At 36.1% G+C, this 26,457-nt stretch carries 20 protein-coding genes and 1 riboswitch; of the genes, 19 read left to right on the plus strand and 1 reads right to left on the minus strand.

Annotation, left to right across the window (positions count from 1 at the left end; genetic code table 11):
- Positions 1-189 precede the first annotated feature (189 nt).
- From ACFPVY_RS16445 to ACFPVY_RS16480, 8 genes are all read left to right on the plus strand, one after another.
- Entirely contained in the window at positions 190-612 is a 423-nt protein-coding gene (locus ACFPVY_RS16445; RefSeq protein WP_379793242.1) for an OsmC family protein, read from the plus strand.
- A 241-nt stretch (positions 613-853) separates the two neighbouring features.
- Entirely contained in the window at positions 854-1,381 is a 528-nt protein-coding gene (locus tag ACFPVY_RS16450; protein ID WP_379793243.1) for a hypothetical protein, read from the plus strand.
- Between the two features lie 77 nt (positions 1,382-1,458).
- Positions 1,459-1,561, plus strand: a riboswitch (SAM riboswitch).
- 209 nt (positions 1,562-1,770) lie between these two features.
- Complete coding sequence (locus tag ACFPVY_RS16455; RefSeq protein WP_379793244.1) at positions 1,771-2,769, plus strand: homocysteine S-methyltransferase family protein; 999 nt, start codon at positions 1,771-1,773, stop codon at positions 2,767-2,769.
- 26 nt (positions 2,770-2,795) lie between these two features.
- Positions 2,796-5,480, plus strand: coding sequence for a methionine synthase (gene metH / locus ACFPVY_RS16460; protein WP_379793245.1), 2,685 nt, complete (start codon positions 2,796-2,798; stop codon positions 5,478-5,480).
- A gap of 79 nt (positions 5,481-5,559) precedes the next feature.
- The gene (metF, locus tag ACFPVY_RS16465; RefSeq protein WP_379793246.1) at positions 5,560-6,516 is read left to right on the plus strand and encodes a methylenetetrahydrofolate reductase [NAD(P)H]; all 957 of its coding nucleotides are present in this window, start codon (positions 5,560-5,562) and stop codon (positions 6,514-6,516) included.
- An 81-nt stretch (positions 6,517-6,597) separates the two neighbouring features.
- The gene (locus ACFPVY_RS16470; RefSeq protein ID WP_379793247.1) at positions 6,598-7,677 is read left to right on the plus strand and encodes an acyloxyacyl hydrolase; all 1,080 of its coding nucleotides are present in this window, start codon (positions 6,598-6,600) and stop codon (positions 7,675-7,677) included.
- Between the two features lie 19 nt (positions 7,678-7,696).
- Positions 7,697-8,782 (plus strand): acyloxyacyl hydrolase, encoded by a 1,086-nt coding sequence (locus ACFPVY_RS16475; RefSeq protein WP_379793248.1) that lies wholly within the window; start codon positions 7,697-7,699, stop codon positions 8,780-8,782.
- Positions 8,783-8,941: 159 nt separating this feature from the next.
- Positions 8,942-9,688: a head GIN domain-containing protein gene (locus tag ACFPVY_RS16480; RefSeq protein WP_379793249.1), complete on the plus strand. Its 747-nt coding sequence runs from the start codon at positions 8,942-8,944 to the stop codon at positions 9,686-9,688.
- A gap of 53 nt (positions 9,689-9,741) precedes the next feature.
- On the opposite strand, the gene gldA is transcribed toward ACFPVY_RS16480, so the two are convergent.
- A complete protein-coding gene (gene gldA / locus ACFPVY_RS16485) occupies positions 9,742-10,638 on the minus strand; it encodes a gliding motility-associated ABC transporter ATP-binding subunit GldA (protein WP_379793250.1) in 897 nt (298 codons plus the stop codon).
- A gap of 314 nt (positions 10,639-10,952) precedes the next feature.
- Here gldA and ACFPVY_RS16490 point away from each other — a divergent pair, with 314 nt between their 5' ends.
- The 11 genes from ACFPVY_RS16490 to queA all read left to right on the plus strand — a co-directional run bounded on the left by ACFPVY_RS16490 (position 10,953) and on the right by queA (position 26,275).
- Positions 10,953-11,783, plus strand: a complete 831-nt coding sequence (locus ACFPVY_RS16490; RefSeq protein WP_379793251.1) for a prephenate dehydratase — start codon at positions 10,953-10,955, stop codon at positions 11,781-11,783.
- Positions 11,784-11,787: 4 nt separating this feature from the next.
- Positions 11,788-12,969 (plus strand): pyridoxal phosphate-dependent aminotransferase, encoded by a 1,182-nt coding sequence (locus tag ACFPVY_RS16495; RefSeq protein WP_379793252.1) that lies wholly within the window; start codon positions 11,788-11,790, stop codon positions 12,967-12,969.
- 147 nt (positions 12,970-13,116) lie between these two features.
- Positions 13,117-14,199, plus strand: coding sequence for a chorismate mutase (locus ACFPVY_RS16500; RefSeq protein WP_379793253.1), 1,083 nt, complete (start codon positions 13,117-13,119; stop codon positions 14,197-14,199).
- A gap of 214 nt (positions 14,200-14,413) precedes the next feature.
- A complete protein-coding gene (locus tag ACFPVY_RS16505) occupies positions 14,414-17,914 on the plus strand; it encodes a VIT domain-containing protein (RefSeq protein WP_379793254.1) in 3,501 nt (1,166 codons plus the stop codon).
- A gap of 127 nt (positions 17,915-18,041) precedes the next feature.
- Entirely contained in the window at positions 18,042-19,025 is a 984-nt protein-coding gene (rsgA, locus tag ACFPVY_RS16510; RefSeq protein ID WP_379793256.1) for a ribosome small subunit-dependent GTPase A, read from the plus strand.
- Between the two features lie 74 nt (positions 19,026-19,099).
- Complete coding sequence (gene dtd / locus ACFPVY_RS16515; protein ID WP_379793258.1) at positions 19,100-19,552, plus strand: D-aminoacyl-tRNA deacylase; 453 nt, start codon at positions 19,100-19,102, stop codon at positions 19,550-19,552.
- Positions 19,553-19,602: 50 nt separating this feature from the next.
- On the plus strand, positions 19,603-21,504 hold the full coding sequence (locus tag ACFPVY_RS16520) for a DUF3857 domain-containing protein (protein ID WP_379793259.1): 1,902 nt from the start codon (positions 19,603-19,605) through the stop codon (positions 21,502-21,504).
- Positions 21,505-21,507: 3 nt separating this feature from the next.
- On the plus strand, positions 21,508-23,448 hold the full coding sequence (locus ACFPVY_RS16525) for a DUF3857 domain-containing protein (RefSeq protein ID WP_379793260.1): 1,941 nt from the start codon (positions 21,508-21,510) through the stop codon (positions 23,446-23,448).
- Between the two features lie 3 nt (positions 23,449-23,451).
- Positions 23,452-23,778, plus strand: a complete 327-nt coding sequence (locus tag ACFPVY_RS16530; protein ID WP_296148595.1) for a nucleotide pyrophosphohydrolase — start codon at positions 23,452-23,454, stop codon at positions 23,776-23,778.
- 50 nt (positions 23,779-23,828) lie between these two features.
- Positions 23,829-25,061, plus strand: a complete 1,233-nt coding sequence (gene aroA, locus ACFPVY_RS16535; RefSeq protein ID WP_379793261.1) for a 3-phosphoshikimate 1-carboxyvinyltransferase — start codon at positions 23,829-23,831, stop codon at positions 25,059-25,061.
- A gap of 164 nt (positions 25,062-25,225) precedes the next feature.
- Positions 25,226-26,275, plus strand: coding sequence for a tRNA preQ1(34) S-adenosylmethionine ribosyltransferase-isomerase QueA (gene queA / locus ACFPVY_RS16540; RefSeq protein WP_379793262.1), 1,050 nt, complete (start codon positions 25,226-25,228; stop codon positions 26,273-26,275).
- The last annotated feature ends 182 nt before the right edge of the window (positions 26,276-26,457 follow it).

Here is a 26,457-nt window from a genome sequence, read left to right on the forward strand (position 1 = left end):
TAATTATTATTTGCTGTAAAAAAATGATGTGGATTTATTGCCACCTCAAGCCCTATTGCCAAAAGATACCGACTTAATCTCTGTTTATATTCAAGTGTAAAGTCCTTTTGGTAAGCCAGCCAAAAGGACTTTTTTTTATCTCAATACTCAATACTAAAATCTCAATATTAATACCTCAATACGAAAATTATGAAAGCGATAAATGTTTTAGGATACTCAAGAAACAACGAACAATTCGTTGTAAAAACTCAAAATGCCGATGTCAGAATTAGCAATAATAATAGATTTCCAGAATTAGATGGTCCAAATCCGTTCGAATATATCCTTGCCGGATTTGCTGGATGCATAAACGCAGTCGGGCAAAACGTAGCCAAAGAATTAGGCTTGAACCTAAAATCACTCCAAGTAGAAATCACAGGAACCATCAACCAAGAAGAAAGAATCGGATTCAATAAAATTGAAATCGTCTTGAAACCAACAACAGATGCTTCCCTGAAAATCCTTCAAGCGTGGCTGAAATTAGTCCAGCAAAAAAGTCCAGTTTATGATAATTTAATCAATCCCACGCCAGTCGAGTTGATTTTATTTAAAGAATATAATTATGCTGCATAACGCATAAACTAAGAATTGTTTTGTTTGTTTTATTGTTTGTTTGTTGAAAAGACTGCTTTTGATCGCCAGTCAAAAGCAGTTCTTTTTTATTTAGGCAAAAGAAATTAGCCAAAGCTTTAATCGAATCCTTTTAAATAAAAATTAGTGAATTCGGGGCAAAACAAGAACATAAAAATCATTAAATCGGCGGCAAAAAAAATCTGAGTAAATCAGTGAAATCTGTGTTTAAAACTAAAAAATCATGTTAACAAAAAAAATAAATATCATCCTTTTCGGAATTGAAACCGTCGGAAGTTCTTTGATAAACCAAATACTTTCCAACCAAAATTCCTTCCTTTCAACTAAAAATATCGAAGTCAGACTTCCAATAATTACTAATTCCACAGTCGCTTTTTTCGAAAAGCCAACAGTTAAAAATTCGTGGGAAGCCAATTTCATCCAATTCTCAATTCCTTTCAAAGTCGAAGACATCATCAATTTTGTCCAAGAAAACGAACTTGAAAATTTGATTGCAATCGACACCACAGAAACCAACGATTTGCTTCTAGAATATTTCGAATTGCTTCAAAATGATTTCGATATCATCAGCATAAATCCAGCAATAGAAACACTTCCAGCAGACTTCAACGCGTCGGTAAACGCCAACGTAAAAAAATTCGGAAAAGATTTCTTCTTCATCAATCCAACAAAAAACCAAGCCATTTCTCAAACCATTTTAAACAAAATCATCGAAATCGCGGAAAAACCAGATTTGAAAATCGCCGTTTAATTGCCATAGAATTTCCAAAAAACAGTTGCAAAACCCAAACAAATTCCCTTACTTTGCAACGTTCATACACTTATTGACAGTTATCACGAAAGGCCGAGGGATTAGACCCGTTGAAGCCTTAGCAACCCTTTATCACTAAAGAAGGTGCTACATTCTACCAAATTTTTGGATAGATAACAACACGAAATACACTCTATTTCCTCACTTTCCTGACTACATATCGATATTTATAATTTTTTTTTAGAAGCAAATGGTCGTTGCTTTTTCAGCAATCTGTCATTGCGAGTTTACGAAGCAATCTTAAAACTCTGCATCAAGCTATCTAAGAAAAGGTATTGAACTTTTGGTTTCAACAGAACCATTGCGTAACAATTAGTACCGAAAAAAAAATGTCAGACATACACAAAGCCATCTCAGAAAGAATTCTCGTCCTCGACGGCGCGATGGGAACAATGCTCCAGCGATATAATTTCTCTGAAGAAGATTTCCGTGGCGAAAGATTCAAAGATTTTCCGCATCCGTTAAAAGGGAACAACGATTTATTGTCGTTGACTCAACCGCAAGCTATAAAAGACGTACACCGCCAATATTTTGAAGCCGGCGCAGACATCGTGGAAACCAACACCTTTTCAGGAACCACAATCGGAATGGCTGATTACCATCTCGAAGATTTGGTTTACGAATTAAATTACGAATCTGCAAAATTAGCCAAAGAAGTCGCTGACGAATTCACCGCAAAAAATCCAGACAAGCCAAGATTTGTAGCAGGTTCAATCGGACCAACAAACAGAACTGCAAGTATGTCTCCAGATGTAAACGATCCGGGTTACCGAGCCGTGACTTTTGATGATTTGCGAATTGCTTACAAACAGCAAGTTGAAGCTTTGATTGACGGCGGTTCTGATATTTTATTGGTAGAAACAATTTTCGATACATTAAATGCAAAAGCCGCACTTTTTGCTATCGAAGAAGTCAAAGAAGAAAGAAATTTAAATATCCCAATTATGGTTTCCGGAACAATTACCGATGCTTCCGGTAGAACGCTTTCGGGTCAAACCGTCGAAGCTTTTTTGATTTCCATTTCCCACATTCCGTTATTAAGCGTCGGATTTAATTGCGCTTTGGGAGCAGATCAGTTGAAACCTTATTTGCAACGACTTTCTCATAATACCTCATTTAATATTTCGGCGCATCCAAATGCAGGTTTGCCAAATGCCTTTGGGCAATACGACCAAACTCCAGAAGAAATGCAGGTTTTGATCAGAGAATATCTCGAAGATAATTTGATTAATATAATAGGAGGATGTTGTGGTACGAATCCAGAACACATTCGTCTGATTGCCGAAGTCGCAAAAGAATATTCACCAAGAATCGTAGAACCAGTTTAAAAACTGTAGCAAAAGAAGAACACAAAATGGCAGATGTCGATTGTAAAAAACATTTAAAATTATCAGGCCTTGAGCCTTTAATCATAACACCCGAAAGTATTTTCGTGAACGTCGGCGAGCGTACAAACGTGACCGGTTCTCGAAAATTCTTGCGTTTAATAAAAGAAGAAAATTACGAAGAAGCTTTAGATATCGCCAGAGCGCAAGTGGAAGGTGGCGCGCAAATCATCGACATTAATATGGACGAAGGAATGCTTGACGGCGTTCATGCAATGACCACTTTCTTGAATTTAATTGCTTCGGAACCAGATATTTCTCGAGTTCCTGTGATGATCGATAGTTCAAAATGGGAAATTATCGAAGCAGGTTTGAAAGTCGCCCAAGGTAAAAGCGTTGTCAATTCGATCAGTTTAAAAGAAGGCGAGGAAAACTTTATCCGTCAGGCAAAATTGATTAAAAAATATGGCGCCGCGGTAATAGTGATGGCGTTTGATGAAGTTGGTCAAGCAGATAATTATGACAGAAGAATTGAAATCTGCAAAAGATCGTATGACGTTTTGGTTGATCAAGTCGGATTTCCAGCGGAAGACATAATTTTTGACCCAAATATTTTTCCAGTAGCAACCGGAATGGAAGAACATCGCCAGAATGCAATAGATTTTTTCCGTGCCACAAAATGGATAAAAGAAAATCTTCCGTACGCAAGTATCAGCGGTGGCGTGAGCAATGTTTCGTTTTCTTTCCGTGGAAACGACAGGGTTCGTGAAGCGATGCACTCGGTTTTCTTATATCACGCTATCAATAACGGAATGACAATGGGAATCGTAAATCCAGAAATGCTGGAGATTTACGACCAAATTCCGAAAGATTTGTTAGAACACGTTGAAGATGTTTTGCTCGACAGAAGAGATGACGCAACCGAAAGATTGCTGACTTTTGCCGAAAATATCAAAGGCGATACCAAAGAAGTTACTGAAAAACAAGCTCAAGAATGGCGCTCATTTCCAATTCAAGAAAGATTGACGCACGCTTTAGTCAGAGGAATCGACGAATTTATCGAAATCGATATTGAAGAAGCGCGACAATTAGCCACAAAACCAATCGAAGTTATCGAAATCAATTTGATGACAGGAATGAACGTAGTCGGAGATTTATTTGGAAGTGGAAAAATGTTCTTGCCACAAGTGGTAAAATCGGCAAGGGTGATGAAAAAAGCGGTGGCTTATCTTCTACCATTTATTGAAAAAGAAAAAGATGGAAAGTCAAGTTCGGCTGGAAAAGTCCTAATGGCAACAGTAAAAGGCGACGTTCACGACATCGGAAAAAACATTGTTTCTGTAGTTTTAGGTTGTAATAATTACGAAATTATAGATTTAGGCGTAATGGTTCCACCGGAAAAAATCATCCAAACGGCGATTGAAGAAAAAGTTGATATCATCGGTTTAAGCGGTTTGATTACGCCATCTTTAGACGAAATGGTTTATTTGGCGAAACAAATGGACAAGATGAATGTCAGTATTCCCATTATGATTGGCGGTGCGACAACTTCGCGAGCACACACGGCTGTAAAAATTGCACCAGAATATCGAGAAACTGTTGTTCACGTCAACGATGCTTCGCGAGCCGTGACTGTCGCTGGAAATTTGATTAATAAAAATACAAATCAAGCTTATTTTAAAAGCCTTCGTTCTGAATATGATGAACTTCGGGAAGGCTATCTGAACCGAAGTCGCGACAAGAATTTCCATACGATTGAAGAAGCTAGAAAAAATAAATTAAAATTAGATTGGGATAATTTCAATCCTATAAAACCGAATTTCATCGGAGCAAAAACCATAGAAGTAAAATTAGACGAATTAGTTGATTTTATTGACTGGACACCATTTTTTAGGACTTGGGATTTACACGGAAAATATCCAAATATTTTGACCGATGAAGTTGTTGGCGAACAAGCCGTGATTTTATTCAACGATGCCCAAAAAATGCTGAAGCAATTGCTCGAAGAAAATTGGCTCGAAGCAAAAGGAATCTACGGAATTTTTCCAGCAAACCAAATAAACGATGACGACATCGAATTATTTGATGAGAACGGAAAACACCTGCAGACTTTCTTGACGTTAAGGCAACAATCAGCAAAAACAAAAGGCGCGCCAAACATCGCATTGTCTGATTTTATAGCTCCAAAAGATTCTGGAATTACCGATTATATGGGCGCTTTTTGTGTAACGACAGGCTTTGGTGTGGATGAACAAGCATCTGAATTTGAGAAAAATTTAGACGATTATAACTCAATTATGGTGAAAGCTTTGGGTGACCGTTTTGCAGAAGCTTTTGCTGAATATTTGCACAAAAAAATCCGTAAAGAAATCTGGGGTTATGCTTCTGATGAGGTTTTGAATAACGAAGCTTTGATTAAAGAAGAATACAAAGGAATCCGTCCCGCGCCTGGGTATCCGGCGTGTCCAGACCATTTGGAAAAGCCAACAATTTGGAAATTATTAAATGTGGATAAAGAAATAGGAGTGACTTTGACCGAAAGTATGGCGATGTGGCCAGCTTCTTCGGTGTCAGGATATTATTTCGGAAACCCAGAAAGCAAGTATTTTGGCTTAGGAAAAATAAAAAAAGACCAAGTCGAAGATTATGCAAAACGCCGAAATGTTTCTTATGATTATGCCGAAAAATGGCTAAATCCAAATATTGCAGATTAAACAAGTCAAAAAGTCAAATGTCAAAAAGTCGTAAAGGACTTTTGACTTTCGACTTTCAAACTTTAAGACATAAAAACAAATGAAAGTAACCGAACATATAGAAAAAGCAAACGGAAAACCATTATTTTCCTTCGAAATATTACCGCCGTTGAAAGGCCAAAATATCCAGTCGATTTTTGACAGCATTGACCCTTTGATGGAGTTCAATCCGCCATTTATTGACGTAACTTACCACCGTGAAGAATACGAATACAAAGAATTGCCAAGCGGTCTATTGGAAAAAAGAGTTGTAAAAAAACGCCCTGGAACAGTAGGAATTTGTTCTGCAATCCAAAATAAATACCAAGTCGATGCGATTCCGCACATTCTTTGTGGTGGATTTACAAAGGAAGATACCGAAAATTTCTTGATTGATTTGGACTTTCTCGGAATCCAAAACGTGGTCGCTTTACGTGGCGATGCTGTGAAGAATGAGACGTATTTCAAGCCAGAAAAAGAAGGGAATCATTATGCAACAGAATTGGTGACGCAGATTTCAAACCTAAATAAAGGAATGTATTTGGATGATGAATTGCAAAATTCTTCTGCCACAAATTTCTGTGTTGGCGTGGCCGGATATCCTGAAAAGCATATGGAAGCACCAAGTTTGGACAGCGATATTTATTTCTTGAAACAAAAAATAAAAAATGGAGCGTCCTATATTATTACCCAAATGTTTTTTGACAATAAAAAGTTCTTCGAATTTGTGGCAAAATGCAGAAAAGAAGGAATAACCGTTCCAATTATTCCGGGTTTGAAGCCAATTGCCACAAAAAAACAATTGAATTTGGTGCCTCACCGTTTCAAAGTTGACATTCCAGATGAGCTGATTATGTCAGTCATTCGCGCCGAAACTCCCGAAGCCGTGAAGCAAATCGGAATCGAATGGTGCATCAATCAAAGCAAGGAATTGATTAAAGAAGGAATTCCGGTTTTGCATTATTATTCAATGGGCAAAGCCGAAAATATCAAGGCGATTGCCAAAGAAGTATTTTAGCAAATCCTTGCAGGCTTATTTTAAATGGCTATTTTTGGCAATGCTAATCCAAAACAAGTGTTGCCAAAAACTATCCGTTTATTGATTCTTCTCATTTCCGCAATGGCTTTTTCGCAAGAGCAAAACGGAAAATTTACCGTAGATGCCAATTATTTCTACGGAAATATTTTGCCACACAACAACACAATTCGCCATTTAATTACCGAACATCCCGAAGGAATTCTCATCAGTTTCAACAAAAAAACGTTCGGTGAAAAAGAGTGGCAGTCCGCTTACAATTTCCCAGATTATGGCGCTTCATTTCATTATGAAAATACAAAAAATGAAACTTTAGGCGATTTATACGGACTTTACGGTCATTATAATTTCTACTTTTTAAACAGAAATCTGATGTTTCGTGTCGGTCAAGGAGTTTCTTATAATACAAATCCGTATGATAAAAACACAAATTTCAGGAATTTAGCTTACGGCTCGAGTTGGATGCCGTCCACTTATTTGATGCTGAATTATAAAAAAGAAAACGTTTTTAAAAACATTGGAGTTCAAGCCGGAATCAGTTTTTTTCACCATTCAAATGCCAATTTTCAGTCGCCAAATACCAGTACAAATACGTTGGCTTTTAATCTTGGTGTCAATTATTCCTTCGAAAAAAGCGAAGAAAATCAACGAACTACAAGAGTTTTTGATACTATAAATTACAAAAAACAGCCCATAAAATTCAATATTTCTTTCCGAACTGGAATCAATGAAAGCGACATTATCGGAAGCGGACAATTTCCGTTTTATGTGCTTTCTGCTAATATTGACAAACGACTTTCCAGAAAAAGTGCGCTTCAATTTGGGACAGATTTTTTTATGATGAAATACCTCGACGAATATATAAAATACAAGGCAGTTGCTTATCCCGAAGAAGTTCACGATGCCGATACCGATTACAGAAGAATTGGCGTTTTTGTGGGCCACGAGCTTTTTGTGAACCGATTTTCTATTGAAACACAAGTCGGTTATTATGTATATTCGCCGTTCGATTTTCTCGGTCCGTTATACCAAAGAATCGGTTTGAAATATTATGCGACAAACAAAATTTTTGCCTCAATGGCATTAAAAACGCACGGAGCAAAAGCCGAAGCCTTAGAATTTGGCGTCGGAGTTCGACTGTAAAAACCAAGCAGATTATTATATGAACAAATTTTTTTACCTTTTGCTTTTGCTTCCAAGCCTGATTTTTTCGCAAGAAGAAAACTCGGGATACAATATTGACGTTAATAATTTCTACGGAAAAATTTTAAAACACAGCGACCACATTTCGCATCTTATAAACCAGAGTCCAGAAGGCGTTGTGATTAGTTTTAACAAAAAAACGTTTGGGAAAAAATCTTGGGAGTCACTTTTCAACTATCCAGATTACGGACTCTCATTTCAATATCAAGACAATAAAAACAAGACTTTAGGCGATTTATACGGACTTTATGCGCATTACAATTTTTACTTTTTCAAGCGGAATTTGATGTTGCGAATCGCTCAAGGCGTCGCGTACAACACAAATCCGTATGACGCGCAAACCAATCCATTGAACGTTGCTTACGGCACGCATTATATGCCGGCGACGTATTTTATGCTGAACTATAAAAAGGAAAACATCTGGAACAACCTTGGCCTTCAAGCCGGATTATCCTTTTTTCACCATTCAAATGCCAATTTAAGGGCGCCAAATACCAGCACAAACACGCTTGCCATAAACGTTGGCGCAGTTTATAGTTTTCAAAAAAGCGAAGAAAATAATTACAGAAAAAATACAGATTCGATCAAGTTTAAAGAACCGTTGCGCTACAATTTTTCGTTCAGAACCGGTTTCACAGAAAGCGACGCCATCGGAAGCGGTCAGTTTCCGTTCTACGTTTTTTCTGGATATGTTGACAAACGATTGACCCGAAAAAGCGCCGTGCAATTTGGAGTAGATTTCTTTATGATGAAATATTTAGAACAAAGTGTCCGATTTATTTCTGCGGTAAAACCAGAAGTCAGCCCAAATACAGATTACAGAAAAGGTGGCGTTTTCATTGGCCACGAGCTGTTTATCAATAAATTTACAGTCGAAACACAATTCGGCTTTTACGCCTATCGACCGTTAGATTATCTCGACCCAGTTTATCAAAGATTGGGATTAAAATACTATTTTGCAAAGCAAATTTCACTAGGCGTAGGCCTAAAAACACACATGGCAAAAGCCGAAGCCATGGAATTTTCACTCGGTTTGCGATTGTAATTTGAAGCGAATCGTCAGTGAGAGAATAAATCATTTTCCCGCTTTCTGCAGTAGTTTTTTTGAAGAAAAATCAAAAAAAGCTACTGCCGCCAATCGGGGCTATCCCGAAGCTTCGGGAGAAAACTTTAGGCATTTTTTAAACTTTTGGACAAAAACGTAATGAGCAAAATATTTAAAACAATAACATTCTTCTTTCTGATAACGCTTTTTTCCTGCGATTCAGAAAACGCACCCGATTGTTTTCAAACTTCTGGCACAAAAATTTCGAAAGAAATTGCAGTCGAAAACTTCGATAAAATAAACATCTCACAAGGAATTGCACTAATCATAAAAGAAGGTCCTGAAACAAAAGTAATGATAGAATCTGGTGAAAACTTACTAAACGGAATCACCGCCGAAGTCGTGGACAACCAACTTTTCTTAAGAAATTCAAACGGTTGCAACTGGGTTCGCGATTACAATGATACAAAGGTTTATGTTACAACGCCAACGCTTGTAAATGTATATTCTTCCTCACAATTTGGCGTAAAATCAGACGGAATTCTAAGCTTTTCAGTCTTAAGTTTGCAATCCGGAATGTTCTCCGATACGGCTTCGGGAACTTTTGAGCTTCATGTAAATTGTGGCGTTTTAACTATTGAAGACAACAAATCCAGTTACTTCAAATTATCAGGAAACACGATAGACTTAGGCGTAAATTTCTATGATGGAAACGCCCGATTCGACGGCTCTGATTTGGTCGCACAAAACGTGCATTGCTTCCAGCGAAGTTCCAACGATATAATCGTAAAACCGGTCAACAAAATCACAGGAACCCTGTACAGCACCGGAAATATTGTTTTGAAAAATGTACCTCCAATCATTGAAGTTACGCAATTATACCAAGGACATTTGGTTTATCCGTGAAATAAATTAGTCGAAAAGAATCTGTGAAAATCTGAGAAATCTGTGTTCAAAAACTATTTCCGAGTAGCATCTCTAAAAATCGCCTCCAAATTTTTATTCTTCAAATTCAATTGCAACGTTTTTAAACCGTTATCGTGGGCGAAATCAAAAATCGCTGGACGCATATCTTTTGAAGTGGAAAAAGTCAATTCCCAAATCATATCGTGCGTATTCACAAGCGAAGTCAAATTCGGAATGGATTTCAGCAGTTGTTCTTCCACTTTATAATCAAATTCCACTTCAATAATCTGCTCATTTTCGTTCTTCAAGTTGCCTAATTTCTTATCCGTAACCAATTTTCCTTGGTTGATGATAATCACGCGGTCGCAAATCGCTTCCACTTCCTGCATGATGTGTGTGGAAAGAAAAACCGTTTTGTCTTTCCCGATATTTTTAATCAATTCCCGAATTTCAACCAATTGATTTGGGTCCAAACCAGTTGTCGGCTCATCTAAAATCAAAACATCTGGATTGTGAAGTAAAGCCGTTGCTAATCCAACTCTCTGGCGATAACCTTTCGATAATTGCCCAATTTTCTTATGACTTTCAGGTGTCAAACCCGTCATTGTAATCACTTCCTCAATTCGAGATTTTGCCACCTTATAAACATCAGCATTGAACGCCAAATACTCACGAACATATAAATCCAAGTACAAAGGATTGTGTTCTGGCAAATAACCAACCGATTTCTGCACGTCTTTTTGAGAAGTCGAAACATCAAAACCATTCACAGAAGCTTTTCCAGAATCGGCCGTAATAAAAGTCGTAAGGATTTTCATCAGCGTCGATTTTCCAGCACCATTCGGACCTAAAAAACCAACGATTTCCCCCTTTTGAATCGAAAAAGAAATGTTATCCAAGGCTTTCTGGCTTCCGTAATTTTTTGAAATTGATGTAACTTCGATTGACATAAGTTGTGATTTTGAACAAAAGTAATAAAAAGGAGTTATGAATTGTATATGATGAAAAATTAAAACGGTTTCTTAAACGTTGTAGTCTAAAAAAAACTTAAAAATTTTAAAGCTTTTGTAAAACCTAAAACAAAATTTTCTACTTTAGCCAAATAACAAAACAAAAAATGCAAAGCAACCGTTTTTATTTTAGCAATTCTTTTTATTTCTGGAAACAGAAACGGGATTGTCGTGTTGTTATCTAAATAGAAATTATTTATAAAATCAATATAAAAATCCCGATGTGAGTCGGGATTTTTTTTTGCCCAAAATGTATGGAAACAAAAATTGCAATTCAAGGAATAAAAGGTTCGTTTCATCATCAAGTTGCCAACGAATATTTCAGCGAAAGCTTGGAATTAGACGAATGTATGTCGTTTGATGCGTTGGTAAACAGCCTTGTCGGAAACAAAACGCAGAAAGCCGTGATGGCTTTGGAGAATTCTATCGCGGGTTCGATTATTCCAAATTATGCGTTGATTGACAGAAACAATTTGCACATCATCGGCGAATATTATTTGGATATTCACATGAATTTGATGGTTTTGCCTGGGCAGAAAATTGAAGATATTACAGAAGTTCATTCGCATCCAATCGCACTTTTGCAATGTGGCGAATTCTTTAAAAAATATCCGCATATCAAATTGGTGGAAAGTGGCGACACGGCAGAAACAGCGCAAAGAATTCAAGAAAACCAATTGAAAAATATCGCGGCAGTTGCTAGTCCGATTGCAGCAGAAATGTTTGGTTTGGATATTTTGGCATCCGGAATTCATACGATAAAAAGCAACAAAACGCGCTTCGTGATTTTAAAAACGCAGAATAAAGTTTTACCAAAAGAAGAAATTAACAAAGCGTCGATTAAATTTGAATTGGACGACACGCCGGGAAGTTTGGCTACTATTTTAAACGTAATGAACAACTGCAAATTGAACCTGACGAAAATCCAGTCGATGCCGATAATTGAGAGTCCGTTTCAGTATTCTTTTTTTGTGGATGTGGTTTTTGAAAAGTACAAACATTATGAAAAAGCAAAATCGATTTTGGAATTAATGACCACGCATTTTAAGGTTTTGGGCGAATATAAAAATGGAAGAAAAAGCTAAGATTATGAGCAATACAATTTTAAATACCAATGTAATTTCAGGGAAAGGATTCGCTAATCGTTTGAATACTGTGGAAGAATATTACTTTTCAAGAAAACTCCGTGAAGTGCGCCAGATGATTTCCGAAGGAAAGCCGGTTATTAATATGGGAATTGGAAGTCCAGATTTGGCTCCGCCGAAAACCGCAATCGAGGCGATGAAAAATGCGATGGACGATGATAAAGCGCACGAATATCAAAGTTATCAAGGGTTGCCGGAATTGAGAAAAGGGATTGCCGATTTCTATAAAACTCAATTTGATGTTTCGCTAGATATCAATTCAGAAATTTTGCCCTTGATGGGTTCGAAGGAAGGAATTATGCACATTTCTTTGGCATTTTTAAACGAAGGCGATGAAGTTTTAATTCCGAATCCTGGTTATCCTACGTATTCTTCGGTGACGAATTTAGTTGGAGCAAAATCAATTTTTTATGATTTATCCGAAGAAAATAACTGGCAACCGAATTTGGAATTGCTCGAAAAACAAGATTTGTCAAAAGTAAAATTAATGTGGATTAATTATCCAAATATGCCAACGGGAGCGAATGGAAATTTGGAATTATTTCAAAAATTAATTGCTTTCGCAAAGAAACACCAAATCGTTTTGGTCAATGACAATCCATATAGTTTTGTGTTGAATGACAATCCGATGTCGATTTTTCAAGTAGAAGGCGCAAGAGATATTGCCTTGGAATTAAATTCTTTAAGCAAAACATTCAATATGTCTGGCTGGAGAATCGGGATGGTTTCTGGTAAATTTGAGTTCATCGATGCAATCTTAAAAGTAAAAAGCAATATGGACAGCGGTATGTTTTACGGAATCCAAAAAGGTGCAATTGAAGCTTTAAAATGCGGGAAAGAATGGTTTGATGCGCAAAGCGAAATTTATGCAAAGCGAAGAAATCTGATTTTTGAATTGGCCGAAAAACTGAATTGCACGTTTGATAAAAACTCCGTAGGAATGTTCGTGTGGGCAAAATTACCAGCGGGAATCAAATCTTCTGAAGAATTTATAGATAATATTTTGATAGAAAAAAACATCTTCATCACGCCAGGAACAATTTTCGGAAGCAACGGCGAAGGTTACATCAGATTTTCATTATGTATTAAAGAGGAAAAAATCAGAGAAGCAATTTTAAGGATTTAAGCGATAAGCTTTAGGCTTTAAGCTTTCAAATCTTTGCGAAAAAACTTTGCTGACTTTGCGTTAAAATACACCGCAGATTCGCAGATTAAAAACTAAAAACGAAATAATAACTAACTTTGGAAATCCAAAGAAATACCAAAAATAAAAATGGAAAATTCAAAACAATTAAGAACGTGGTTAGATGATTTCAATTTATCACATCCGCTAGTAATCGCGGGACCTTGCAGTGCAGAAACCGAAGAACAAGTGCTGAAAATTGCACACGAATTAAAAGATTCTGACGTCAGCATTTACCGTGCTGGAATTTGGAAACCAAGAACGCGTCCGGGTGGTTTTGAAGGCGTTGGCGCCATCGGACTGAAATGGTTGCAAAAAGCAAAAGCCGAAACAGGTTTGCTAATGGCAACAGAAGTGGCGAACGCAAATCACGTGCAATTGGCTTTGGAACACGACATCGACGTGTTGTGGATTGGCGCAAGAACGACCGTAAATCCGTTTGCGGTTCAGGAAATTGCGGATGCTTTGAAAAATACAGATAAAATAGTCTTGGTAAAAAATCCTGTAAATCCTGATTTAGCTTTATGGCTTGGCGGCGTGGAACGTTTGTACAATGCCGGAATCAAGAAATTGGGCGTGATTCACAGAGGATTTTCAACATACGAAAAAACAAAATACAGAAACATTCCAGAATGGCAATTGGCGATTGAATTGCAGAATCGTTTTCCAGATTTGCCTTTGATTTGTGACCCTTCGCACATCACCGGAAAGCGCGATATGATTCAGGGAGTTTCACAACAAGCACTTGATTTGAACTATGACGGATTGATTATTGAAACACATACAGATCCAGATAATGCGTGGAGTGACGCGCCTCAGCAAGTAACTCCGACAAAATTAAAGCAGATTTTTGAGGACTTAAAAGTCAGAAAAGAAACTGAAGAAGGTTCTGATTACAACCAAAGCTTGAGTCGTCTTCGCGTGGATATTGACGAATATGATGCAAAATTGTTGGAGGTTTTAGGCAAAAGAATGTTGGTTGCTGACAAAATCGGAGCGTTGAAAAAAGAGAAAAACGTAGCAGTTTTGCAAAATAAAAGATGGAATGAAATCTTGGGAAAAATGATTCTCGAAGGCGAAGAAAAAGGCCTGAGCGAAGAATTTATTTTGAGAATTTTCAAAGCAATTCACCAAGAAAGTATCAGTCATCAAGAGAAAGTTTTAAATCAATAGTTACTGTCATTGCGAACAACGAAGCAATCACATAATCTAGTTTACCGCTAAGTTGGTACACGAGATAAGATTGCTTCGTTCCTCGCAATGAAGAACCGAATAAATCAGCCTGCAATTCAACTTGCAGGCTTTTTTTTATAAAAAAAATTAAGTCGTCCCAACCTTTTTTACCTTTTTCTGCTCTATATCAATATACAACCTTAACTTTCGCGTTATGAAATCAAGAATCAATCCATTAGAAGCCAGGAAATTTCAATTAAATTTGGGATTTTTATTTTATGTTTTATTGTTTTTAGGAGCTAAAACTTTTGCTCAAAGTCCAGAATTTACGGTCAAGGGCGAAGGTGCTGAAAAAGTTCGAATGAGCCAATTGCTGGTCAATGTGAAAGTCGTGGGAAACATTGCTTACACAACCGCAGAAATGCACTTTTTCAATTCGGGCAACCGTCAGATGGAAGCGGAATTGATTTTTCCGTTGCCTGAAAATGTTTCGGTTTCACGATATGCGATTGATATTAATGGCAAAATGCGTGAAGCGGTTCCGGTAAATAAAAACAAAGGGAAACAGGTTTTTGAGGCGATTGAACACCGAAGAGTTGACCCAGGATTGTTGGAAAAAGTGGACGGAAATAACTTTAGAACACGAATTTATCCGTTGATGCCAAATGGCGAACGAATCGTGATTATTGGTTATGAGGAAGAACTTTCAGCCTTTGATAAAAATAATTTGGCATATCAATTGGTGAGCCGTTATCCGAAGAAATTGGACAAATTTGAAATAAATGTCTCGGTTTTAGGAACAAATTCGCCTCCAATTATTGAAAATGCTGTGGATGAAATTACGTTTTCAAAATGGAACCAATCGTTTCAGGCTGCGGTAAAAAAGGAAAACTATCAACCTTCAGAAAAACTGCTTTTCAAAATTCCGATTCAGGAAAATGTGCCGAGCGTTTTGATGCAGAATGTTGGCGGACAGCATTATTTTTATGGAAATACTTTTATCGAGGGAAATAAAATTGCAAAGAAAATTCCGAATTCTATCGGATTAATTTGGGACAATTCCTTGAGTGCCAAAACGCGCGATTTAAGAAAAGAATTGGATTTGTTGGAAGCTTATTTCCAAAAAATAAAAAACACAAAAGTAACTTTATACCTTTTAAATTACACTTTTGAAAAGCAAAAAGAATTTGTGATTTCTAACGGAAATTGGGCCGAATTAAAAACCTTTTTGCAAAATACAAAGTATGACGGAGGAACACGCTTTTCACAAATAAAGCTTCCGAACCACGATGACTACTTGCTTTTTTCTGATGGATTGTCATCGTTAAGCGAAAATACTTTGCCTAAAACTAAAAAGCCAATTTACACAATCACGTCTTCGGTTTCTGCAGATTTTGCTTTTTTGAACTTTTCATCGATGCAAACTGGCGGAAATTTCATCAATCTGAATCAATTGAATTTGGAAAATGCTTTGGATAAATTGACCAATAACAACCTGAAATTTCTTGGAATAAAAGAAAATTATACGGTTACAGATTTGTATCCAATGACAGGAAGTTCGGTTTCTGGAAGCTTTTCTTTTTCGGGAATTTCTTTGAATCCGAAGAATGAAATTACGCTGTTGTTTGGTTATGAAAACGGAGCGGTTTTAGAAAGAAAAATTACATTGGATGCTTCCGTTCAAAAAACCGAAGATGTGAATATTGAAAAGCTTTGGGCACAGAAAAAAATTGCTAATCTTGATTTGCAGTATGCTAAAAATTCCGAAGAAATTGAACTTTTAGGCAACAAATACGGAATTATTACCAAAAATACTTCGCTGATAGTTTTGGAAAATATTCGGGATTACATCGCTTATGACATTGTTCCTCCAACAGAATTGCGTGCTGAATTTGACCGAATCAAAAAACAAGAACAAGAAAGCCGATTGGCGGAGCAAAAAAGCAATTGGCAAAATGTGGAAAGTTATTTTACCGAATTAAATTCTTGGTGGAAAAAAGATATAAAATATGTGAAGCCAAAACCAGCGCCGAAACCAAAAGTTAAAAAAGAAAATAGACGGAATGTCTCAACGACAACGACTTCTGGTGTAATTTCCAGAAGAAATTCGGACACTCAGCAAGGATTTATTTCGGGTGTTGTCAATGAGAATGGCGAGCCATTGCCTGGAGTTCAAGTGGTTTCAGGAAGTGAAGGCGCACAAACTGATATTGATGGAAAATATACAATTAAGGCATCAGAAAATAGTACAATTAGATTTGATTATGTTGGCTTTAAGTCAAAATCGGTAAATGTTGGAAGAAATAATGAAGTAAATGTGGAATTGGAAGATGACTCATCAAATTTGCAAGAAGTTGTGGCTACGACTGCTTACGGCGTAAAAAGAAATGAAACTCAAGTTGAAGAAAGCTCTGATGGAAATGTTTCGTTGAAAGATCGTGAATATCCAGTTCAAAATGCGGTTACCTACTCATCAAAGGTGATTTCATCGGAAGAATTAGTGCAAAAGAGCAACAGTGATGTAATTTCGTCGCTTGATGGAAAAGTTTCAGGAATTGAAGTGCAAGAAACGCCGAATAATGATGTGATTGCAATTAGAAATATTGCAAGTGTGACTGAATCCAACAAACCTTTGATGATTGTTGATGGCGCTATTTTTGACGGAAATCTTGATGAAATCGAATCAGACGAAATTGCTTCGATGGATGTTTTAAAAGGTGCTTCGGCGACAGCAATTTATGGAAATCAAGGCGCAAACGGAGTGATTGTGGTGAAAACAAAATCAGGGACTTACAACGAAATTATAGGCCAAAATCAAGAAAAATCTTGGAATCCGGATAGATTGTATTTGAAATCTTTGGCTTCGGTTCCAAAGGAAAAACAGTATGATTTGTATTTGGAATTGAGAAAATCGCAGGAAAGAAATCCGAGTTATTATTTTGATGTGGCGCACTTTTTTTACAATCAAGGTGAGGTGAAAAAAGCGTTACAAGTGTTGAGTAACATCGCAGATTTGGGATTAGAAAACCACCAATTGTACAAAACTTTAACTTACACTTTACGCCAATGGAGTGCTTTTGAAGACGCATTATTTACGGCAAAACAAGTCGCAAAATGGCGCGCTCACGAACCGCAAAGCTTAAGAGATTATGCTTTGGCGCTAGAAGATTCGGGGAAAAAGCAAGAAGCTTTTGACCAATTAATTAAGGCATTGGAAGTAAATTATTATGGCGAAATGAGCGGTCAATATGAAGGCGTGGAAGATATTATTTTGATGGATATCAACCGATTGATGGCAGAAAACAAAAGGTTGGATTTGGGTAAATTGGATAAAAAATATCTCGAAAAAATGCCGGTTGACATCAGAATTATTATGAATTGGAACCTGATGGATGTCGATTTAGATTTGCATATCATTGAACCAACAAATGAAGAATGTTATTATGGCCATCGCGATACGGAAGCCGGCGCGAGATTTTCAAAAGATTTCACGCAAGGTTATGGACCAGAACAATATTTAATTCGAAATGCGGTGAAAGGAAAGTACCAAATCAAGACGAATTATTTTGGCGAAAGCGAATTGACAGAAAACGGTCCGGCGACTGTGATGGTTGAAATTTATACGACCAAAGCTGGGAAAACCACTAAAATTTTAAAAACAATTCAATTAGGGAAAGTCAAGGAGAATGATATTTTGGCAGAAATCAACTGGTAAAATCTTCAAATTCAGCTTAGATTTTTAATTTTAGAGGGCAAAATTACGCTGTTCACAAGTAAATAGCGTAATTTTGCCTTCTTAATTTTTTTAGTTTCCAATCTAAAATCTAAAATCATAAATCTGAATGACAGGAACCGTTTATAAATCTACAGGGAGTTGGTACACCGTGAAATCGGAAGCCGGTGATTTCATCGAATGCCGAATCAAGGGGAAATTCCGTATGAAAGGAATCAAGAGCACAAACCCAATTGCTGTTGGCGACATCGTAGATTTTGAATTGGAAGAATCATCAGATAAAACCACCGGAACGATTCATAATATTCACGAAAGAAAGAATTACATCGTTCGAAAATCAGTGAATTTGTCACACCAAATGCACATTATTGCGTCGAATTTAGACTATGTTTTTTTGCTGATTACGGTCAATAATCCGCCAACGACTTTCAATTTTATCGACAGATTTTTGGTTACGGCAGAGGCTTATGGCATTGAAACGATTTTGGTTTTCAATAAAATCGATACTTTAAAAGACGATACGCTTGACGAACAACTTTATATGCAATATGTTTATCAGCAAATTGGCTACAAATGTTTGCGCGTTTCTGCAGCCGAAGGAAAAGGCATCGACGAATTGAAGGAAATAATGATTGGAAAAATCACAATGTTTTCTGGACATTCGGGCGTTGGAAAATCAACTTTGGTCAATGCAATGGAACCGAGTTTACACTTAAAAACCAAAACTATTTCGGAGCAAAGTATGCAAGGCCAGCACACCACAACTTTTGCAGAAATGTATGATTTATCTTTTGGAGCAAAAATCATCGACACGCCGGGAATCAAAGGTTTCGGAATCGTGGATATGGAAAAATCTGAAATCAGCGGTTATTTTCCAGAGTTTTTTAAATTGCAAGACCAATGTAAATTCAACAATTGTCTGCACAAAGACGAACCAAAATGTGCCGTGAAAGAAGCATTGGAAAAAGACGAAATTTCTTGGACACGATACAACAGTTATTTGAAAATCCTTGAAGGCGATGATGAACATTATCGCACCGACGATTATGCCAATGAAAGAGCAGAAAGCGACGAAAATAGAAATAAGCAGTAAGTTACTGAGTTTTTAACTTCAAAGTCGCAAAGTTTCTCTCCTGAACCTTAAACCCAAAACCCTTTACCCAGAAAATGAAAGCCGTCATCCAAAGAGTTTCTCAAGCTTCAGTAACAATTAATTCTAAAAAAGTAAGCGAAATCTCAAAAGGTTTGCTGGTTTTAGTAGGAATTGAAGATGCAGATTCTCAAGAAGACATCACTTGGCTTTCTTCAAAAATCGTCAATCTTAGAATTTTTGGAGATGAAAACGATGTGATGAATTTGTCGGTAAAGGATGTCGATGGAGACATTATCGTGGTAAGCCAATTTACACTTCAGGCTTCTACAAAAAAAGGAAATCGTCCTTCGTATATAAAAGCTTCAAAACCCGATATTGCAATTCCACTTTATGAAAATTTTGTAAGACGAATTGAAAATGATTTAGGAAAGAAAATTCAAACCGGAGAATTTGGCGCAGATATGAAAGTCGCGTTACTAAACGACGGACCGGTTACTATAACTATTGACACAAAAAATAGGGAATAAATTTTTTAGAATAAAATAAAAAATCTACATTTGGAAATTAACTTTTTTTTATGAAGAATTTCCTTCTGTTATTTGTTTTGTTTTTTGGTTTAAAATCTTCGGCTCAAAGCGTAGTTTTAAAGAGTGATGATATACCTGAAAATTTAAAAGAAAATGCTGATGCAGTAATCAGATTTGCTCAAAAAGATATTTTGATTTCATCAAAAGAGTCTATGACGATTGTGAAAAAAAAGACTATTACCATTTTAAACGAAAGCGGTTTGAAGTCACTTGACGCTTCAGAATATTTTGATAAATCTACCAAGGTGAAATCAATAGAAGCAATAGTTTACAACGCTTTTGGGCAAGAAATCAAGAAGTTTAAACGGAAAGATTTTGTGGAAAGCGCAGTTTCTGACGGATCGATGATTACTGATGGAAAGGTGCTTTTTCTTGATTATACTCCAACAAATTATCCTTTTACTGTTGTTTATCTCAGTGAACTGCAAACTTCAAATACTGCATTTGTCCCTTCTTGGTATCCCATTTCAGATTCATTTTTATCGGTAGAAAAATCGATAATTAATATATCTTATCCTTCAGATTTAGGCTTTAAATACAAAGAATTTAGGTTGTTAAATAACGAGAATATTAAAAAAGTCCAAACAGATAATTCGATATCATTCACTGCTGAAAATTTATCGGCGATCAAAACTGAGGAGTATTCTCCGTCGTTTAAAAATTTGGCACCTTATGTGATGTTTGGTCTTTCTTCCTTTAATCTTGAAGGTGTTTTTGGCAAGGCTACAGATTGGAATAGCTTTGGATTGTGGATGTATGAAAACCTTTTGAAAGGAACCGACGAAATTTCTCCAGAAACACAATTGAAAATAAAAGCGTTAGTAGGCAACGAAAAAGATAAAGTGAAGATTGCGAAAATTATATATAATTATGTTCAAAATAAAACGAGATACATAAGCATTCAGTTAGGCATCGGTGGGTGGAAGCCAATGCTTGCTAAAGATGTTGACCGTTTGGGTTATGGCGACTGCAAGGCATTGTCAAATTACACAAGAGCTTTACTGAATATTGTGGGTGTTACTTCTTATTATACTGTAATTTATTCTGGGTCAAGTCGTCAAGATTTACAACAAGATTTTGTTTCTATGCAAGGAGATCACGTCATTCTTGCAGTTCCGGTTGATGAAAAGATATATTGGTTAGAATGCACTAGCCAAAAAACACCATTCAATTATCAAGGAAATTTCACTAACGATAGAATGGCTTTATTGGTTAAACCAGAAGGTGGGCAAATTGTAAGAACTTCAGAAAACACAAACAAAATAAATACTCAGATTTCTAAAGGAAAATATTTGATTAGTGAAGAAGGTGCGCTTTCAGGGAGCGTTTCAATTAAGTCAAAAGGTACTCAATATGAAAATAAATACATTTATGAAACAAGTTCTTCAGATGATTTAAAATCATTCTACAAGCGATATTTCAGTAACATAAATAATTTGAACTTAAAGAAAATTGATCTTTCAAATAATAAAGAAGACATCGAGTTTTCTGAAAATATAATTTTAGAAGCACCTAAGTATGCAAGCTTGTCTGGAACAAAAATTATGTTTCCCTTAAATGCTTTTAATCAATCGTCAGCGATTCCAAAACGATATAGAGTTCGAAATAATCCGTTAGAAATTTCTTCAGGATTTTATGACTATGATGAAATTACAATTGATTTGCCAGCCGGATACAAAATTGAAGCCAAGCCGGATGATTTTGAATTTAAAGGTGTTTTTGGATATTACAAAACAGAATACATTGTAGTTAGTGAAAATCAACTTTTATACAAGCGACATTTTGAGACGACATCTGGTTTTTATGATAAAAACGAATACGATAACTTTCGAAAGTTTAAAGAACAAATTGCTAAGAACGACAATGCAAAAATTGTAATTGTAAAAAATTAAAATATGAAAACACCTTACATTATTTTATTACTGATTTTTTCTATTAACGGATTCAGTCAAAAAAATAAACTCGGAAAAGTCTCAATCGATGAATTAAAAGTAAAATCACATTCGATAGATACTTCTGCTGTCGCTGCATTTCTTTTTAAGAATGGAAAAACATACTTTGAATATGATCGTGAGGGAAAACCGTTAATCGTTACCGAAGTTGAAGCTAAGATAAAGATTTATAAAAAAGAAGGATATGATTGGGCAAATCACGAGGTGTCTTATTATGTTGGCGGTAATAATTCTGAAGCTGTTAAGTTTTCAGATGCTTTGGTTTACAATTTAGAAAACGGAATAATTGTAAAAAGTAAGCTTAAAAGTGACGGTGAATTTACCGTTGATGTTAACGAGAGCTGGAAAAAGAAAAAAATCGCTTTGCCAAATGTGAAAGAAGGCTCGATCGTTGAATTTAGCTACGTAATAAGATCTCCTTATATTGTTGCATTTCCAACATGGGAATTCCAATATAAAATTCCGGTAGATCAAATTAGTTATACAATCAACATGCCAGAATATTATGATTATAATAGTATGACAAGAGGATTTTTAGTACCAAAAATTTCTAAAGTTGTCGCTGCAAATTTAAGATATGGTTTTGGAGAGTCAAAAACAACTTATTCTATGGAAAATGTTCCTGGATTAAAAGACGAACGTTTTGTGAATAATATTAAAAATTATACTTCTTCGATCGAACATGAATTATCATCTGTAAAACAGTCAGACGGTTTTCAAAAAAATTATGCGCAAAGCTGGAATGACGTGGTAAAAAATATTTATGACAATGATGACTTTGGCAAAGAATTAAAAGCTAAATCATATTTTGAAGAAGATATAAATAAACTAATCGCAGGTGCGAAGACAGATAGCGAGAAAATGAATTTAATTTTTACATATGTAAAAAATTCTATGAATTGGAACGAGAGATTTTCTTATGCATGCAAAAATGGTGTTCGAAAAGCTTATAAGGAAAAAGTGGGTGACGTTGCAGAGATTAATCTTATGTTAACAGCAATGTTGCGTCACGCGGGATTAAATGCGAATCCGATAATTTTAAGTACAAGGCAAAACGGAATAGCTTATTTCCCGAGTAGAACAGCCTTTAATTATGTGATTTGTGGGGTAGAAATAAAGGATGATATAATTCTTTTAGACGCTACCAGCAAAAACGCCGTCCCAAATATATTGCCAACGAGAGCACTCAATTGGTTTGGACGAATAATTAGACAAAATGAAACTTCTGCAGAAGTGAGTCTTTTGCCGAAAGCAAGTTCAAAGCAAAGCGTGAGTATAATCGCTGAAATAAAACCAGACGGAAAAATTACTGGAGTATCTCGTGAACAGTTTACAGAACACAACGCTTTTATTTTTAGAGAAATTTATTTGAAGAAAGCAAAAGAAAGTTATATCGAAAGCATGGAAAAAAGGTATAACGGGATTGAAATCAATGATTATGCTACTTCAAATGACAAAGATCTTTTGAGTCCAATGATAGAAAATTACACTTTCATTCACGAAAATGCTACTGAACAAATTGGAGGTAAAATCTATTTTTCGCCAATGCTTTTTCATGCGTCAACAGAAAATCCGTTTACGCAAGAGGAACGAAAATATCCGGTTGATTTTTCATTTCCATATCAAGACAATTATATGTTTAATATCACAATACCAGAAGGTTATGAGATCGAGGCAATTCCACAACCAATTACTTTGGTCATGGAAGATAACTTAGGAACATTTAAATATAACATTTCTAATGTGGGAAATAAAATTCAGTTGAAAGCGGTTTTGGACATTACTGAGCCAAATATTTCGGCAGAAAAATATGCAACACTAAAAGATTTTTACAAAGCAATGATCGAAAAACAAAACGAAAAAGTAGTTTTGCGAAAAGTTTAAGTTATGGATATCAAAAACGCACAACAAGAAGTCGATAATTGGATTAAAGAGCACGGCGTTCGTTATTTTAATGAATTGACAAATATGGCACAGCTTACAGAAGAAGTGGGCGAAGTGGCAAGAATTATCGCCAGACGTTATGGCGAGCAGTCAGAAAAAGAATCTGATAAAAATAAAGACCTCGGAGAAGAATTAGCCGATGTAGTTTTCGTAGTTTTGTGTCTGGCCAACCAAACCGGAATAAATCTTCAGGAAGCCTTTGACAAAAAACTCGATTTAAAGTCAAATCGTGACAAAGACCGACACAAGAATAATGAAAAATTAAAATAATAAAAGAAGCGTTGGTCAAAAGTCAACGCTTCTTTTTTGAATAAAATACTATGAATATCAAGCTCCAACAATCTCAAACCAACCAAAAATCAGAAATAAAAGTCACCGGAAGCAAGTCAGAAACCAACAGACTTTTATTGCTTCAAGCTCTTTTTTCAGATATTTCTCTAGAAAACACCTCTAATTCAGATGATTCTGAAGTAATGATAAAAGCATTGATTCAAAACCCTGAACCCGAAATAATCGACATTCACCACGCCGGAACTGCAATGCGTTTTCTAACTGCCTATTTCGCAACGCAAGAAAATCGTGAAGTAATCATCACCGGTTCGCCAAGAATGAAAGAACGTCCGATAAAAATTTTGGTCGAAGCTTTGCAGCAACTTGGCGCTACAATTTCATACGAAGAAAATCAAGGATTTCCTCCGATAAAAATCAAAGGAAAAAAATTGTCAAAAAATAAAGTTTCGCTTCCGGCAGATGTCAGCAGTCAATATATTTCAGCACTTTTGTTAATCGCTCCAAAATTAGAAAACGGATTAGAATTAAATTTGGAAGGAAAAATTACGTCAATTCCTTACATCAAAATGACTTTGGCTTTGCTTAATGAAATTGGTGTTGAAACTTCTTTCGATGGAAACGAGATAAACGTGAAACAACTCATAACTCATAATTCAAAACTCATAACTGTTGAGAGCGATTGGTCTTCCGCTTCATATTTCTATTCCATCGTCGCTTTATCAGAAATCGGAACCGAAATAAAATTGTCATCTTACAAAGAAAATAGCTTGCAAGGTGATTCGGTTTTAGCAGAAATTTATACCGATTTGGGCGTAGAAACAAGATTTGAAAACAATCAAATTACTCTTTCAAAATCAGGAAATACCAATCTTCAATCGGTGATTTTAGATTTAAATCAAGCACCAGATATCGCACAAACCATTGCCGTCACTTGCTTCGGATTAGGAATCGGTTGCCATTTGACAGGATTGCATACGTTGAAAATTAAAGAAACAGATCGATTAGAAGCTTTGAGAATTGAGTTACAAAAACTAGGCGCAGATATCACGGTTACTAATGACAGCCTTACCTTAAAAATTTCTTCAGTGACCGAAAGAAATGTCGCAATAAATACTTACAACGATCACAGAATGGCGATGGCTTTTGCGCCTTTGGCTTTAATTACAGACATAGTTATCAACGATGCCGAAGTCGTATCAAAGTCATTTCCGGATTTTTGGAACGATTTAAAGCAAATAGGTTTTAAGGTCGAAAAACTTTAAAAGTCTAACGTTTACAGTCTTTGCGCCTCAGTATCTTAGCGCCTTTAGAAAATAAAAGCCAAAACACTTGACAACGCCTATCTCACAATCGTATATTTGCAAACGATTTAAAATTATGAACGTCAAACTCATAATTGATAACTCATAACTCATAACTTTTTTAAATGAAATTATCACATTTTCAGTTTAATTTACCAAAAGAACTCCTTGCAGAATATCCAGCAGAAAACAGAGACGAATCTCGTTTGATGGTTATCGATAGAAAAAAACAGACAATTGAGCATAAAATGTTCAAAGACGTTATCGACTATTTTGACGAAGGCGACGTAATGGTCTTGAATAATACTAAGGTTTTTCCTGCACGTTTATATGGAAACAAAGAAAAAACCGGAGCTAGAATCGAGGTTTTCTTGTTGAGAGAATTGAACGCAGAACAAAGATTGTGGGATGTTTTAGTTGATCCAGCAAGAAAAATCAGAATCGGAAACAAATTGTATTTCGGTGACGACGATTCATTAGTTGCTGAGGTAATTGACAACACGACTTCTCGTGGCAGAACGTTGCGTTTCCTTTACGACGGTTCGTACGAAGAATTCAGAAATAAATTGACAGAACTTGGAGAAACTCCAATCCCAAAATACATCAACCGTGAAGTAACGCCAGAAGACGCTGACCGTTACCAAACAATTTATGCAAAAGAAGAAGGAGCTGTTGCCGCGCCAACTGCAGGTTTGCACTTCTCAAAACACCTTTTGAAAAGGTTGGAAATTAAAGGAATTGACTTTGCTGAAGTTACACTTCACGTAGGTTTAGGAACTTTTAATCCAGTTGAGGTAGAAGATTTGTCAAAACACAAAATGGATTCTGAAGAGTTGAAAATCACTCAAGAAGCCTGCGATATTGTGAATAACGCAAAAGAAAAAAAGAAAAGAATCTGTGCCGTTGGAACCACTTCAATGCGTGCCATCGAAAGTTCAGTTTCATCAGGAAGAACATTAAATCCATACGAAGGTTGGACGAACAAATTCATCTTTCCACCGCACGATTTCAGCATCGCAGACTGTATGATCACGAATTTCCACACGCCAAAATCAACACTTTTGATGATGATTTCAGCATTCACAGGACACGATTTAATGAAAAAAGCATACGAAGAAGCCATCAAAGAAGGATACAAATTCTATTCTTACGGTGACGCAATGTTGATCATATAATCAGCAGTTCAAACACAAAGTACTAAATCTCGTCAGCAATGGCGAGATTTTTTTATTTGCAAGAAAACAAAAACACGCACCGTCATTGCGAAGAACTAAGCAATCACATAATCAAAATCACATAATCAAAATCACATAAAACAATAAAACACAAAAACCTTAAATGCCTTATATGGTAAAAT

Source organism: Flavobacterium qiangtangense (assembly GCF_042658345.1).
In the GTDB taxonomy this organism is placed as follows: domain Bacteria; phylum Bacteroidota; class Bacteroidia; order Flavobacteriales; family Flavobacteriaceae; genus Flavobacterium; species Flavobacterium qiangtangense.

Bases quoted from the DNA above. Each gene is read 5' to 3' on its own strand.
- ACFPVY_RS16445 (WP_379793242.1), top strand. From the start codon at position 190: ATGAAAGCGATAAATGTTTTAGGATACTCAAGAAACAACGAACAATTC.
- ACFPVY_RS16450 (WP_379793243.1), top strand. From the start codon at position 854: ATGTTAACAAAAAAAATAAATATCATCCTTTTCGGAATTGAAACCGTC.
- ACFPVY_RS16455 (WP_379793244.1), top strand. From the start codon at position 1,771: ATGTCAGACATACACAAAGCCATCTCAGAAAGAATTCTCGTCCTCGAC.
- metH (WP_379793245.1), top strand. From the start codon at position 2,796: ATGGCAGATGTCGATTGTAAAAAACATTTAAAATTATCAGGCCTTGAG.
- metF (WP_379793246.1), top strand. From the start codon at position 5,560: ATGAAAGTAACCGAACATATAGAAAAAGCAAACGGAAAACCATTATTT.
- ACFPVY_RS16475 (WP_379793248.1), top strand. From the start codon at position 7,697: ATGAACAAATTTTTTTACCTTTTGCTTTTGCTTCCAAGCCTGATTTTT.
- ACFPVY_RS16480 (WP_379793249.1), top strand. From the start codon at position 8,942: ATGAGCAAAATATTTAAAACAATAACATTCTTCTTTCTGATAACGCTT.
- gldA (WP_379793250.1), bottom strand. From the start codon at position 10,638: ATGTCAATCGAAGTTACATCAATTTCAAAAAATTACGGAAGCCAGAAA.
- ACFPVY_RS16490 (WP_379793251.1), top strand. From the start codon at position 10,953: ATGGAAACAAAAATTGCAATTCAAGGAATAAAAGGTTCGTTTCATCAT.
- ACFPVY_RS16495 (WP_379793252.1), top strand. From the start codon at position 11,788: ATGAGCAATACAATTTTAAATACCAATGTAATTTCAGGGAAAGGATTC.
- ACFPVY_RS16500 (WP_379793253.1), top strand. From the start codon at position 13,117: ATGGAAAATTCAAAACAATTAAGAACGTGGTTAGATGATTTCAATTTA.
- ACFPVY_RS16505 (WP_379793254.1), top strand. From the start codon at position 14,414: ATGAAATCAAGAATCAATCCATTAGAAGCCAGGAAATTTCAATTAAAT.
- rsgA (WP_379793256.1), top strand. From the start codon at position 18,042: ATGACAGGAACCGTTTATAAATCTACAGGGAGTTGGTACACCGTGAAA.
- dtd (WP_379793258.1), top strand. From the start codon at position 19,100: ATGAAAGCCGTCATCCAAAGAGTTTCTCAAGCTTCAGTAACAATTAAT.
- ACFPVY_RS16520 (WP_379793259.1), top strand. From the start codon at position 19,603: ATGAAGAATTTCCTTCTGTTATTTGTTTTGTTTTTTGGTTTAAAATCT.
- ACFPVY_RS16525 (WP_379793260.1), top strand. From the start codon at position 21,508: ATGAAAACACCTTACATTATTTTATTACTGATTTTTTCTATTAACGGA.
- ACFPVY_RS16530 (WP_296148595.1), top strand. From the start codon at position 23,452: ATGGATATCAAAAACGCACAACAAGAAGTCGATAATTGGATTAAAGAG.
- aroA (WP_379793261.1), top strand. From the start codon at position 23,829: ATGAATATCAAGCTCCAACAATCTCAAACCAACCAAAAATCAGAAATA.
- queA (WP_379793262.1), top strand. From the start codon at position 25,226: ATGAAATTATCACATTTTCAGTTTAATTTACCAAAAGAACTCCTTGCA.